The following is a 13,093-nucleotide window of genomic DNA, read 5'->3' as shown; positions in this document are numbered from 1 at the left end:
CAGGCCCGAAGGAGAAACGTGCGGCGCACGGGGACGACGCGCAGGGGGGCGCTCACCGCGACGGGAGCTCTCGCCCTGGGTGCGGTGCTGACCGGCTGCGGGGGCGACGACGAAGGCGCCGGGGGGAAGAAGCCCGCGCACTCCGGCGCGCGGGCCACCACCGCGAAGGCCGAGAAGGCGCTGCGCGAGAAGGCGGTGCGCGACGGCGCCCTGCTGCTCGCCCAGTACGACCTGGTGGCCGAGGCGCATCCGGCCGCGGCGGCGGGGCTCGAACCACTGCGGGCGGCCGTGGCCGAGCACGGGAAGGCCTTGGCGCCGCCGCGCGCGAAGGGCGAGCCGAAGAAGGGCGCGCCGAAGGGCGACGACGTCCCTCCGGCACCCGCCGGTCCGGTGTCGGCCGATCCGAAGGCCGCGGTGCGGGAGCTGGCCGCCGCCGAGCGCCGCCGGGCCGACGGGTACGGCGAGGCCCTGCTGAGCGCCGGACCGGAGCTGGCCCGGCTGCTGGCCTCGGTGGCCGCCGCCGCCGCGGCGCACGCGTATCTGCTGACCGAACTGGCCGAGGAGACAGCCGTATGAGCACCCGTTCGATCCGGCAGTCCGATGACGGTGCCGACTCCGAAGACGGCTCCCCCGAGCTGACCGCCGTCCAGGCCGCCCTGGCCGCAGAACACGCCGCGGTGTACGGGTACGGCGTGCTGGGCGGCCGTCTCGACGGAAAGCAGGGTGCCGAGGCCCGGTCGGCGCACGACGCGCACCGGGCCCGCCGGGACGCGCTGGCGCGCACCGCGCGTGACCTGGGCGGGCGCCCGGTGGCCTCGAACGCCGCGTACGCCCTGCCGTTCGCCGTGCCGGACGGGCCGGCCGCGGTGCGGCTCGCCGCGGTCCTGGAGGACCGGGTCGCGGGCGCCTACGCCGATCTCGTACGGGCCACCGAGGGCCCTCGGCGCAGGGACGCGGCGGGTGCCCTGCGGGAGGCCGCGGTGCGGTCGGCCCGGTGGCGGGGCGGCAACGTAGCCTTTCCGGGGCTCGCCGAGCGGGCCGCCGGTGCGGATCCGGCCGCGACGGGCCCGGTGGAGGCCGCGGGCGCGGACGGGACGCGCTGATCCGGAGGATCGGGAAAGGGAACACACGACGTATGGGTTGCGAACCGCCGCAGCGCCTGGTGCGCGCGCTCGGTGAGATGTACGGGGACGCCACCGCGGCCGACTGGCTGGCCGGGCTCCCCGCGCTGACCGATCGGGCGCTCACCGCCGGGGACGGCCTGACCGTGGAGCGGGTGGCCGCCCCCGGTGGGCGCAGCTCCCTGGTGGTCCTGGTGCGGCGGGCCGACGGGACCCCGGCCGCCCTGAAGATCGCCCCGCCGGTCGCCGCGCCGGAGCTGGAGCGGGCGGCGCTGGAGCACTGGAACGGCTGGGGCGCGGTGCGGACCCTGGACATCCCGGAGCCGGCCGGCGCGGAGCTCGGCGCGTCCGGGGCGCTGCTGCTGGAGCGGCTGCACCCCGAGGTGTCGCTGCGCTCGCTGCCGGAGGCGAAGGCTCTGCTGGAGGCGGCTGGCACGCTGCGCCGGCTGTGGGTGGAGCCGCCCGCCGGGCACGGCTTCGAGACGGTGGCCGGGCGGACCGAACGGCAGAGCGCCGGGATGCGGGCCGCGGCCGAGGCCGACCCGGAGCTGGCGCCGCTGGTCGACGCAGCGCTCGCGGCCCGGGCGGAGCTGGTCGAGGGGAAGCCCGAACTCCTGCTGCTGCACGGCAACTTCCGGCAGAGCAAGGTGCTGTCCGGGGAGCGGGCGCCGTGGCTGACGGTGGGCCCCGAGCCGCTGGTGGGCGAGCGCGCCTATGACCTGGCGCGGCTGGTGCGGGACCGGGCGGAGGATCTGGTCGCCTCCCCCGGCGGCCCGGCGACGGCGCGGCGGCGGGTCAAGAAGCTGGCGGAGTCGCTGGAGGTGGACCAGGCGCGGCTGCACGGCTGGACGCTGTTCCGGGCGGTCGAGTCCGGCACCCGCGCGCTGGCCGAGGGGCGGCGTCAGATGGGCGAGGTGAACCTGGAGTTCGCGGGCTGGCTGTAGGCCGTGAACGTACGAGGAGGGCCCCCGCGCACGCTGCGCGGGGGCCCTCTTCATGGGCCGTGTGCGTGATCAGGCCAGGTCGGCCGTCAGGCGGGCGATCGCCTCGTCGACGGTCAGCTCCTCGCGCTCGCCGGTGCGGCGGTCCTTCAGCTCCAGGACGCCGTCGGCGGAGCGGCGCCCGGCGACCAGGATCTTGGGCACGCCGATCAGTTCGGAGTCGGTGAACTTCACGCCGGGCGAGACGCCGGGGCGGTCGTCGACCAGGACCCGCAGGCCGGCCGCGTTGAGCTTCTCCGAGACGTCGAGGGCCAGCTCCGTCTGGAGGGCCTTGCCCGCGGCGACGACGTGGACGTCGGCCGGGGCGATCTCGCGGGGCCAGCACAGGCCCTTGTCGTCGGCGGTCTGCTCGGTGAGGGCGGCCACGGCGCGGGAGACGCCGATGCCGTACGAGCCCATCGTGACGCGGACGGGCTTGCCCTGCTGGCCCAGGACGTCGAGCTGGAAGGTGTCGGCGTACTTGCGGCCGAGCTGGAAGATGTGGCCGATCTCGATGGCGCGGTCCAGGACGAGGCCGGTGCCGCACTTGGGGCAGGGGTCGCCCTCCTCGACCACGACGACGTCCAGGTACTCGTCGACCTCGAAGTCGCGGCCCGCGACCACGTTCTTCGCGTGCTTGCCCTCCTTGTTGGCGCCGGTGATCCAGGAGGTGCCGGGGGCGACGCGGGGGTCGGCGAGGTAGCGGACCTTCTCCAGGCCCTGGGGGCCGACGTAGCCGCGGACGAGGTCGTCGCGGCCGACGAAGTCCTCGGCGGTGACCAGCTCGACGACGGCGGGGGCCAGGTGCTCGCCGAGCTTGCCGAGGTCGACCTCGCGGTGGCCGGGGACGCCGACGGCGACGATCTCGCCGTCCACCTTGACCAGCAGGTTCTTCAGGGTGGCGGAGGCGGGTACGCCGAGGTGCTCGGCGAGGGTCTCGATGGTCGGGGTGTCGGGGGTGTCCAGCTCCTCGACCGCGCCGTGCGCCGAACCGTCGACCGGGGCGAGCGCGAAGGTCACGGCCTCGGTGTTGGCGGCGTAGTCGCAGTTCGGGCAGTCGGCGAAGGTGTCCTCACCGGCGGCGGCGGGGGCGAGGAACTCCTCGGATGCGGAGCCGCCCATCGCGCCGGAGACGGCGGAGACGATGCGGTGGTCCAGGCCCAGCCGCTCGAAGATCTTGATGTACGCGGCCCGGTGCAGGGCGTAGGAGTGCGCGAGGCCCTCGTCGGTGGTGTCGAAGCTGTACGAGTCCTTCATCTGGAACTCGCGGCCGCGGAGCACGCCGGAGCGGGGGCGGGCCTCGTCGCGGTACTTCGTCTGGATCTGGTAGAGCATCACCGGCAGGTCCTTGTAGGACGTGCACTGGTCCTTGACGGTCTGGGTGAAGATCTCCTCGTGGGTGGGGCCGAGGAGGTAGTCGCCGCCCTTGCGGTCCTTGAGGCGGAAGAGCAGGTCGCCGTACTCCTCCCAGCGGCCGGACGCCTCGTAGGGCTCCTTGGGCAGCAGGGCGGGGAGGAGGACCTCCTGGGCGCCGATGGCGTCCATCTCCTCGCGGACGACGCCTGAGATGTTGTCCAGGACCTTCTTGCCGAGCGGCAGCCAGGTCCAGATGCCGGCCGCGTTGCGGCGTACGTATCCGGCGCGGACCAGCAGCTTGTGGCTGAGCGTCTCGGCGTCCGCCGGGTCGTCGCGCAGTGTCTTGATCATCAATCGGGACATGCGCTGGACCTGGGCCATGGTGAACTCCTGCTCGCGAAAGTGGTGAGCCCGAGGTTAACCGGGCGGCGCGGGCGGGCGGAAATCCATTCAGCTCGGGCGCAGCAGCGGGAGGGGGGCTCCCATGACGGCGTAGGGCTGCGGGGCGCTCGGGAAGACGACCTGGCGGGCCAGGTCGCGGTAGCCGAGCGAGCGGTACAGGGCGCGGGCCGGGCTCTCCTTGTCGATCGCCGAGAGGATCGACCGGGGGTGGTCGACGGCGTCGGTGATGGTGGTGATCAGGGTGCGGCCGATGCCGCGCTGCTGGTGGCCGGGGAGGACGTGGAGTTCGGTGATGACGAAGGAGTCGTCGAGCCAGCCGTCGGTGCCGGTGGCCCGCAGATAGGGCTCGACGACGGTGGACCACCACTGGGCGCGGTCGTTGGGCAGCCCGTAGACGAAGCCGACGAGCCGTCCGTCGGGGGTGGTGGCGCCGAGCGCCCGGGCACGGGGGTGTTCCAGGTGCCTGAGGACGATGTGGCGGCGCACTTCGATCTCGTCCTGGCTGAGTCCGAAGGCGGCCGCCTGGACGTGCAGGGCTTCGTCGACGCGGGCGGCGAGGTCGACGGGGCCGATCTCGGCGTCGGGTGCTGGGGGGCCTTCTGCGGGGGCTGCCATGCCGGAACCCTACTGGCCGGGCCGGGCGCCTCGGTATGCGCGGCGGTTCAGAACAGGACGCTCATGAACGCGCCGACCTCGCGGAAGCCGACGCGCTGGTAGGCCTTGCGGGCGGGGGTGTTGTAGTCGTTGACGTACAGGCTGACGACGGGGGCGACGTCGGTCAGGGCGTAGCGCAGGACGGCGGCCATGCCCGTTTCGGAGAGGCCCTTGCCGCGGTGTTCGGGGGCGACCCAGACGCCCTGGATCTGGCAGGCCTGGGGGGTGGCGGCGCCGATCTCCGCCTTGAAGACGACCTTGCCGTCGTCGATGCGGGCGAAGGAGCGGCCGGTGCTGATGAGTTCGGCGACGCGGGCCTGGTAGAGGAGGCCGCCGTCGCCGGCGAGCGGGGAGATGCCGACCTCCTCGGTGAACATCGCGACGCAGGCCGGCATCAGGACCTCGGTCTCGTTCCTGCGGATGCGGCGGACGAGCGGGTCGGGCGTGACGTCGGGCGCCGGGCTCTCCGTGACCATGAGGGGCTGGTTGGCCCGGACCTCGCGGGCGGGTCCCCAGCTGGGTTCGAGGAGCCGCCACAGCTGGGCGGTGGGTTCGGCGGGGCCGACGATGGAGGAGCAGCGGCGGCCGGCCCTGCGGGCCCGGTCGGCGAAGGCGCGGACGGCCTCGGGTCCGGCGCAGATGGGGACGAGGTTGGCGCCGGAGTAGCACAGGGAGCGGAGCCTGCCGTCGGCGTACCAGCCCCACATCTCGCCGCCGAGGCGCCAGGGGTCGAGCCCCGCGACCTGCACGCGGGACGTCACGAAGGCATTGGCGACGGGCTCGCTCTCGAGAATGGCGAGTGCGGCGCCGAGGTCGCTGGGTTCGAGGACCCGGGTGGTGGTCTGCGTCAACACGAGGGGGCCTCACCATACGGTCTGCTGATTTCCGCACTGTAACCGACAAAACCCTCGAACACCGCTCGAGTCCGGGAGACGGTCCCCGGGGGCACCGCCGCCCCGCCGGGCAAGGGCCTGGTCGTCAAACTGCCGTCGTCGCCCGGCAGGCGGCAGTTTGACGACCAGGCCCTGAGGGCCCGGCGGGGCGGTGAAGGCGTGGAGAGGAGCTGGTCAGACGCCGATGGAGACCTGGGGTTCGCCGGACGCGATGCCGTCCTTCTCCATCTGCTCGGCGATCTTCAGGGCCTCTTCGATGAGGGTCTCGACGATCTTCGACTCGGGGACGGTCTTGATGACCTCGCCCTTCACGAAGATCTGGCCCTTGCCGTTGCCGGAGGCGACACCGAGGTCGGCCTCGCGGGCCTCGCCGGGGCCGTTGACGACGCAGCCCATGACCGCGACGCGCAGCGGGACCTCCATGCCCTCCAGGCCGGCGGTGACCTGGTCGGCGAGCTTGTAGACGTCGACCTGGGCGCGGCCGCAGGACGGGCAGGAGACGATCTCCAGGCGGCGCTGCTTGAGGTTCAGCGCCTCCAGGATCTGCAGGCCGACCTTGACCTCCTCGGCCGGCGGGGCCGAGAGGGAGACGCGGATGGTGTCGCCGATGCCCTCGGAGAGCAGGGCGCCGAACGCGACGGCCGACTTGATGGTGCCCTGGAACGCCGGTCCGGCCTCGGTGACGCCGAGGTGCAGCGGGTAGTCGCTCTGGGCGGCGAGCTGGCGGTAGGCGTTGACCATGACGACCGGGTCGTTGTGCTTGACCGAGATCTTGATGTCGCCGAAGCCGTGCTCCTCGAAGAGGGACGCCTCCCACAGGGCGGACTCGACGAGGGCCTCGGGGGTGGCCTTGCCGTACTTCTTCAGAAGCCGCGCGTCCAGGGAGCCGGCGTTGACGCCGATCCGGATCGGGGTGCGGGTCTCGGAGGCCGCCTTGGCGATCTCCTTGACCTTGTCGTCGAACTGCTTGATGTTGCCCGGGTTGACCCGGACGGCCGCGCAGCCGGCGTCGATGGCGGCGAAGACGTACTTCGGCTGGAAGTGGATGTCGGCGATCACCGGGATCTGCGACTTCTTCGCGATGGTGGCGAGCGCGTCGGCGTCGTCCTGCGTCGGGCAGGCGACCCGGACGATCTGGCAGCCGGACGCCGTCAGCTCGGCGATCTGCTGGAGCGTGGCGCCGATGTCCGACGTACGGGTCGTCGTCATCGACTGCACGGAAACGGGTGCGTCGCCGCCGACCGCGACCGTGCCGACCTGGATCTGTCGGCTGACCCTTCGGTCGGCGAGCTTGGTCGGAACGGCCGGCATTCCGAGAGAAATCGCAGTCATGCGCTGTGCATCCCCAAGGTGTGGATCAAGGTCCCGAGATCGGCGGGCTCCAGGCTTCGAGGTTACGGCACCGGAGCCCGGGCGGACGCACCCGTGTCGACATGTCCACCCCTCGGTGACCGGCCGGACACGACGTGTGTGCCCGGCCGACACCTGTGGGGCGGAAGGGGCGGAAGGGGTGCGCCGGGGCGGTCAGCTGATTTTCACCGGGTTCACGATGTCGGCCACCAGGACCAGCAGGGTGAAGCAGATGAAGAGTCCGGCGACCACGTAGGCGACCGGCATCAGCCGGGCCACGTCGAACGGGCCCGGGTCGGGGCGCCGGAAGACCTTGGCCACATTGCGCCGCAGCGACTCCCACAGCGCGCCCGCGATGTGCCCGCCGTCGAGCGGGAGCAGCGGGAGCATGTTGAAGAGGAACAGCGAGAGGTTGAAGCCGGCGAGCAGGAACAGCATCATCGCGACCTGGTTCTGCGCCGGGATGTCGAGGTTCATCACCTCGCCGCCGATCCGGGCCGCGCCGACCACGCCGACCGGCGAGTCGTCGGCCCGTTCGCCGTCGCTGAAGGCGGCGTCCCAGAGGGCGGGGATCTTGGAGGGCAGGGCGATGATCGAGTCGACGCCGTTCTCGATCATGTCGCCCATACGGACGACGGAGTCGCCGAAGGAGAGCGGCACGATCTCGGTCTTCGCGGCGAAGCCGAGGTAGCCCGCCTCGACGAACTCCTTCGGGATGACCTCGCCGTTGCCGTCCTTCTTGGCGACGTCGTTCTTGAGCAGGACGGCGTTGAGCGTGACTTCCTTGCCGTCGCGTTCGACGACGATGGTGGCGGGGCCGATGGTCTCGCGGATGCGGTCCGAGAGCGTCGCCCAGTCGTCGACCTTCGTGCCGGCGAAGGCGACGATCTTGTCCCCCTCGCGGAGCCCGGCCTTCTTGGCCGGCGAGACGCGGTCCTTCGGCTCGCACTTCTGGCGGTTCTCGCTCTGCGCGATCACGCACTTCTGGACGCCGCCGACCTCGGTGGTCTGGGTCTGGAAGCCGAAGGTCATCGCGACGCCCATGAAGATGGCGACAGCGAGGACCAGGTTCATGAAGGGGCCGGCGAACATGACGATGACGCGCTTCCACGGCTTGCGCGTGTAGAAGAGGCGCTTCTCGTCGCCGGGCTCCAGCTCCTCGAAGGCGGCGGAGCGGGCGTCCTCGATCATGCCGCGCCACGGGGAGGTGGAGCGGGCTTCGAGGCGGCCGTCGGGGCCCGGCGGGAACATCCCGATCATGCGGATGTAGCCGCCGGCCGGGATGGCCTTGATGCCGTACTCCGTGTCGCCCTTCTTCTTCGACCAGAGCGTCGGGCCGAAGCCGACCATGTACTGCGGGACCCGGATGCCGAACATCTTGGCCGTGGAGAGGTGGCCCAGCTCGTGCCAGGCGATGGAGAAGAGCAGGCCCACGACGAAGACGGCGATCCCCAGGACCGTCAGCAGGATCGAGGTCAGACTCATGCGCGCGCCTCCGCTGTCGCTTTCGCCGAGAGTTCCCGGGCCCGTGCGCGGGCCCACGTTTCCGCTTCGAGGACGTCCGCGACGCTGAGCGAGGTTCCCGGGGCGGGGGTGCCGTGTTCGGACACCACAGCCGTGACCGTATCCATGATTCCGTTGAAGGGCAGCTGTCCGGCGAGGAACGCGTCGACGCATTCCTCGTTGGCGGCATTGAACACGGCGGGTGCGGTGCCGCCGAGGCCGCCGACGTGCCGGGCGAGACCGACGGACGGGAAGGCCTCGGTGTCCAGCGGGAAGAACTCCCAGGTGGAGGCCTTCGACCAGTCGAAGGCGGGGGCCGCGTCCGGGACCCGCTGGGGCCAGCCGAGGCCGATGGCGATGGGGCCGCCCATGTCGGGCGGGGTGGCCTGGGCGAGCGTGGAGCCGTCGCTGAACTCCACCATCGAGTGCACGTAGGACTGGGGGTGGACGACGACCTCGATGCGGTCGAACGGGATGTCGTAGAGGAGGTGCGCCTCGATGACCTCCAGGCCCTTGTTGACCAGGGTCGCGGAGTTGATCGTGATGACCGGCCCCATGGCCCAGGTCGGGTGGGCGAGGGCCTGCTCGCGGGTCACGTCGGCCAGCTCCTCGCGCGTACGGCCCCGGAAGGGTCCCCCGGAGGCCGTGACGACGAGTTTGCGGACGTCGGCGCGGGTGCCGGCGGCCAGTGCCTGGAAGAGCGCGGCGTGCTCGGAGTCGACCGGGATGATCTGGCCGGGGGCGGCGAGCGCCTTCACCAGGGGGCCGCCGACGATCAGCGACTCCTTGTTGGCGAGGGCGAGCGTGCGGCCCGCCTTCAGGGCGGCCAGGGTCGGGGCGAGCCCGATGGAGCCGGTGATGCCGTTGAGCACGGTGTGGCAGTCGCTCGCGGCGAGGGTGGTGGCCGCGTCGGGTCCGGCGAGGACCTCGGGGAGCGGCTCGCCGGCCCCGTACTGGTCCCGCAGCGCCTCGCGCAGGGCGGGGACCGCGTCCTCGGCGGCGACGGCGACCGCGTTCACGCGCAGCCGGCGGGCCTGCTCGGCCAGCAGGGCGACCCGGCCGCCGGCGGCCGAGAGCGCCGTGACCCGGAAGCGGTCGGGGTTGCGCAGGACCAGGTCGATGGCCTGGGTGCCGATGGACCCGGTGGAGCCGAGGATCACGAGATCCCGGCGGCCGTCCGCGGCGTCGAAGAGGAGATGCGGATCGGCGAGGGGGGCGGGGCTTTCGCTCATGCCCCCATTGTTGCCGCTCCGGCTGTGTGCGGGGACAGCGCGTCCCGGGTGAGCCGGTTCCGCGACCCCGTTCAGCGCCCTTCGAGGTCGTGCGCGAAGTCCGCGAACACCTCGTGGAAGCGGGGGAACGTCTTGCGTACGCAGCCGGGGTCGTCGTACGTCAGGCCGGGTGTGCGCAGTCCGGCGACGGCGAAGGACATCACGATGCGGTGGTCGCCGTGGGTGGCGATCTCGGTGGGCTTCGGCGTGCCGGGGTGGATCTCGATCCGGTCCGGGCCGGTGTGAACGGTGATGCCCATGGCGCGCAGGTTCTCGGCGCACGCCTCCAGCCGGTCGCACTCCTTGACCCGGGTGTTGGCGACGTCCTCGATGACGACGGGCCCGTCCGCGTACGGCGCGATGGCGGCGAGGGTCGGCATGGTGTCGGAGATGTCGCGCATGTTGACGGTGATGCCGCGCAGCCGGCCGGTGGAGCGGACGGTGGTGGCGTCGGCGCCGACACTCACCTCGGCGCCCATGTCCCGCAGGACGTCGACGAAGCGCAGGTCGCCCTGGAGCGCGCCGGTGCCGAGGCCGGGGACGGTGACCTCACGGCCGGTGAGGGCGGCGGCGGCGAAGAAGTAACTGGCGGTGGAGGCGTCGGGCTCGACGGCGTAGGCGGTGGCCCGGTAGCCGCCGGGAGGGACGGTGAAGGTGTTCCCCTCCCGCTCCACCTCCACTCCGAAGTCGCGCATCATCGCGAGGGTGATCTCGACGTACGGTGCGGAGACCAGCTCGGTGACCTCGATGCGCAGGCCCTTCGCGGTGAGCGGCCCGAGCATCAGCAGGGCGGTGAGGTACTGGGACGACTCCCCCGCGTCGAGGGTGAGTTCGCCGCCCTCGATCCCGGCGGCGCGCACGGTCAGCGGGTGGTGCCCTTCCGCTCCCCCGTGACGCAGGTCGACGCCGAGGGCGGTGAGGGCCCGGGTGAGCGGGGCGAGCGGGCGGCGGCGCATCTGGGCGGAGGCGTCGAAGCGGTATGTGCCGGAGGCGGCGGCCGCGACGAGGGTGGGCAGGAAGCGGGCGGTGGTCGCGCCGTCGCGGCAGTACACGTCGGCTTCGTCGGCGGCGGGCCCGGCCGGGCGCCCCTGGACGCGCCAGCGGTCGGCCTCCTGCTCGACGGCGTAACCGAGGTTCTTCAGCCCTTCGGCGAAGCCCTCGGTGTCGTCCGAGCGCAGTGGCCGCAGCAGGGTGGTGGTGCCGTCGGCGGCCGCGGCCAGGAAGAGGGCGCGGGCGGTGACGGACTTGGAGCCGGGGATGTCGATGACGGTCACGGCGCCCATCCTGCCGTGCGGCGTGGGGCGTGAGCGGGGTGCGTCCGGTGCGTGGACGCGGGTGGACGCGGCTGGGGGGACACCCGACGCACCCCGTACGACGGCCGCTAGCGCAGCGGCCGGTGCTGGTTCTCCTGGACGGAGGGGCCCGGGGTGGCGTCCGCGATCCAGGAGCCTTCGCCGCTGGGGTCGATGACGCCCTCCTCCAGCCAGGTGTACGTCCCCGACAGGACGCCGTCGACCACGCGCCGGTCGAGGTCGTCGGTGTTGGACCACAGCCGAGTGAACAGCTCCTCGACCCGGACGCGGGCCTGCCGGCAGAAGGCGTCCGCGAGCTGGTAGGCCTCCCGCCCGTGCTCCCCGGCCCCGCGCAGGTGCTCGGCGCGGACGCAGGCGGCGCTCATGGCGAACAGTTCGGCGCCGATGTCGACGATCCGGCCGAGGAAGCCCTGTTTGGTCTCCATCCGGCCCTGCCAGCGGGACATGGCGTAGAAGGTGGAGCGGGCGAGCTTGCGGGAGCACCGCTCGACGTAGCGGAGGTGCCCGGAGAGGTCTCGGTGCCCGGCCGGGTGGAACTCACCGTACGTACGCGGCAGCTGCCCGGCCCCGGTGACGAGCTGGGGCAGCCAGCGGGCGTAGAACCCGGCCGCGTTGGCCCCGGCCCTGGCCTTCGCACCGAGCGGCTTGTCGGGGTCGATGATGTCGCCCGCGACCTTGAGGTGGGCGTCGACGGCCTCACGGGCGATCAGCAGGTGCATGATCTCGGTGGAGCCCTCGAAGATCCGGTTGATCCGCATGTCGCGGAGCATCTGCTCGGCCGGGACGGCCCGCTCCCCGCGGGCGGCGAGCGACGCGGCGGTCTCGAAGCCGCGCCCGCCGCGGATCTGCACCAGTTCGTCGGCGATCAGCCAGCCCATCTCGGAGCCGTACAGCTTGGCGAGGGCGGCCTCGATGCGGATGTCGTTGCGGTCCTCGTCGGCCATCTGCGAGGAGAGGTCGACGATGGCCTCCAGGGCGAAGGTGGTGGCCGCGATGAAGGAGATCTTCGAGCCGACCGCCTCGTGCCTGGCGACGGGCCGGCCCCACTGCTCGCGGACCGCGGACCATTCGCGGGCGATCTTCAGCGACCACTTGCCGACGCCGACGCACATCGCGGGCAGCGAGAGGCGGCCGGTGTTGAGGGTGGTCAGAGCGATCTTCAGCCCGGCCCCCTCGGGCCCGATCCGGCAGGCTCCCGGCACCCGGACGCCGTGGAAGCGGGTGACGCCGTTCTCGATGCCGCGCAGCCCCATGAAGGCGTTGCGGTGCTCCACGGTCACGCCGGGGGCGTCGGCCTCGACGACGAAGGCGGTGATGCCGCCGGGGTGGCCCTCGGACGCGGGGACGCGGGCCATGACGACGAGCAGATCGGCGACGACACCGTTGGTGGTCCAGAGCTTCACACCGTCGAGCAGGTAGTCGGGCCCGTCGGGCACGGCGGTGGTGGCGAGGCGGGCCGGGTCGGAGCCGACATCCGGCTCGGTCAGCAGGAAGGCGGAGATGTCGGTGGTGGCCAGCCGGGGCAGGTAGACGTCCTTCTGCTCCTGGGTGCCGAAGATCTTCAGGGGCTGCGGTACGCCGATCGACTGATGCGCGGAGAGCAGCGCCCCGATGGCGGGGCTCGCGGAGCCGACGAGAGCGAGCGCCTTGTTGTAGTACACCTGAGTGAGTCCGAGCCCGCCGTACTTGGTCTCGATCTTCATCCCGAGGGCTCCGAGTTCCTTGAGCCCGCTGATCACCTCGTCCGGGATCCGCGCCTCGCGCTCGATGCGCGCGCTGTCGATGTGCGTCTCGCAGAACGCCCGCAGCCGCGCCAGGAACTCCTCGCCGCGCCGTATGTCGTCGGGCGGCGGCAGGGGGTGCGGATGGATCAGGTCGAGCCGGAAACGCCCCAGGAACAGCTCCTTGGCGAAGCTGGGCTTGCGCCAGTCCTGCTCACGGGCGGCCTCGGCGACCCGGCGCGCTTCCCGTTCGGTGACCTTGGGGGCCCTGGGGACCTGGGGGGTGTTGTGTGGTGCGGACATGAGGGACCTCACCTCGCCGCGCGTGACCGGGAGGGAAGGGCCGCCCGGGACGCACGGACTGCTAGTCGCTGCTTACTGGTCCGTATGTAACCCCTGTACCCGTGGTTCGGCACCCGCACCAGTCCCCGCGCACGAACACGCGAACGGCCTGAGCCCCCGCACAGTCGGGCTCAGGCCGTTCCTCTTGCGCGCCCCCGTCCGCACCCGCTGTCCGGGCGGGGGCGCG

The 13,093-nt window shown here is 72.3% G+C and carries 11 protein-coding genes; 3 read left to right on the top strand and 8 right to left on the bottom strand.

All coding sequences use genetic code 11. From position 1 onward, the window contains the following. Positions 1-18 precede the first annotated feature (18 nt). The 3 genes from IE140_RS32030 to IE140_RS32020 are packed head-to-tail and all read left to right on the top strand — an operon-like array spanning position 19 to position 2,065. The gene (locus tag IE140_RS32030; protein ID WP_150196593.1) at positions 19-576 is read left to right on the top strand and encodes a hypothetical protein; all 558 of its coding nucleotides are present in this window, start codon (positions 19-21) and stop codon (positions 574-576) included. Further along, positions 573-1,103 (top strand): ferritin-like domain-containing protein, encoded by a 531-nt coding sequence (locus IE140_RS32025; protein WP_150196592.1) that lies wholly within the window; start codon positions 573-575, stop codon positions 1,101-1,103. The genes IE140_RS32030 and IE140_RS32025 overlap by 4 nt, the downstream gene beginning before the upstream one ends. A 32-nt stretch (positions 1,104-1,135) precedes the next feature. Further along, positions 1,136-2,065 (top strand): aminoglycoside phosphotransferase family protein, encoded by a 930-nt coding sequence (locus tag IE140_RS32020; protein ID WP_150196591.1) that lies wholly within the window; start codon positions 1,136-1,138, stop codon positions 2,063-2,065. A 69-nt stretch (positions 2,066-2,134) separates the two neighbouring features. Here the strand turns inward: IE140_RS32020 and IE140_RS32015 are convergent, their stop codons facing one another. The 8 genes from IE140_RS32015 to IE140_RS31980 all read right to left on the bottom strand — a co-directional run bounded on the left by IE140_RS32015 (position 2,135) and on the right by IE140_RS31980 (position 12,867). Next, complete coding sequence (locus tag IE140_RS32015) at positions 2,135-3,838, bottom strand: proline--tRNA ligase (RefSeq protein ID WP_109180292.1); 1,704 nt, start codon at positions 3,836-3,838, stop codon at positions 2,135-2,137. Between the two features lie 69 nt (positions 3,839-3,907). After that, positions 3,908-4,474, bottom strand: a complete 567-nt coding sequence (locus IE140_RS32010) for a GNAT family N-acetyltransferase (protein ID WP_093442636.1) — start codon at positions 4,472-4,474, stop codon at positions 3,908-3,910. Between the two features lie 47 nt (positions 4,475-4,521). After that, positions 4,522-5,367 carry a GNAT family N-acetyltransferase gene (locus tag IE140_RS32005; protein ID WP_189460928.1) on the bottom strand — a complete coding sequence of 282 codons (846 nt, stop codon included), beginning with the start codon at positions 5,365-5,367 and terminating at the stop codon, positions 4,522-4,524. Between the two features lie 213 nt (positions 5,368-5,580). Continuing rightward, complete coding sequence (gene ispG / locus IE140_RS32000; protein ID WP_032770074.1) at positions 5,581-6,738, bottom strand: flavodoxin-dependent (E)-4-hydroxy-3-methylbut-2-enyl-diphosphate synthase; 1,158 nt, start codon at positions 6,736-6,738, stop codon at positions 5,581-5,583. 192 nt (positions 6,739-6,930) lie between these two features. After that, complete coding sequence (locus IE140_RS31995) at positions 6,931-8,241, bottom strand: M50 family metallopeptidase (protein WP_150196590.1); 1,311 nt, start codon at positions 8,239-8,241, stop codon at positions 6,931-6,933. Continuing rightward, the gene (dxr, locus tag IE140_RS31990) at positions 8,238-9,491 is read right to left on the bottom strand and encodes a 1-deoxy-D-xylulose-5-phosphate reductoisomerase (RefSeq protein WP_150196589.1); all 1,254 of its coding nucleotides are present in this window, start codon (positions 9,489-9,491) and stop codon (positions 8,238-8,240) included. The genes IE140_RS31995 and dxr overlap by 4 nt, the downstream gene beginning before the upstream one ends. Before the next feature lie 71 nt (positions 9,492-9,562). Further along, complete coding sequence (gene aroA, locus IE140_RS31985) at positions 9,563-10,804, bottom strand: 3-phosphoshikimate 1-carboxyvinyltransferase (protein WP_093442644.1); 1,242 nt, start codon at positions 10,802-10,804, stop codon at positions 9,563-9,565. A gap of 107 nt (positions 10,805-10,911) precedes the next feature. Beyond that, positions 10,912-12,867: an acyl-CoA dehydrogenase family protein gene (locus IE140_RS31980; protein ID WP_150196588.1), complete on the bottom strand. Its 1,956-nt coding sequence runs from the start codon at positions 12,865-12,867 to the stop codon at positions 10,912-10,914. Positions 12,868-13,093: the final 226 nt, after the last annotated feature.

This window comes from Streptomyces parvus (genome assembly GCF_014648875.1).
In the GTDB taxonomy this organism is placed as follows: domain Bacteria; phylum Actinomycetota; class Actinomycetes; order Streptomycetales; family Streptomycetaceae; genus Streptomyces; species Streptomyces parvus.
Note: the sequence above shows the minus strand (reverse complement) of the source record. Positions and strands in the feature narration are given on the sequence as shown.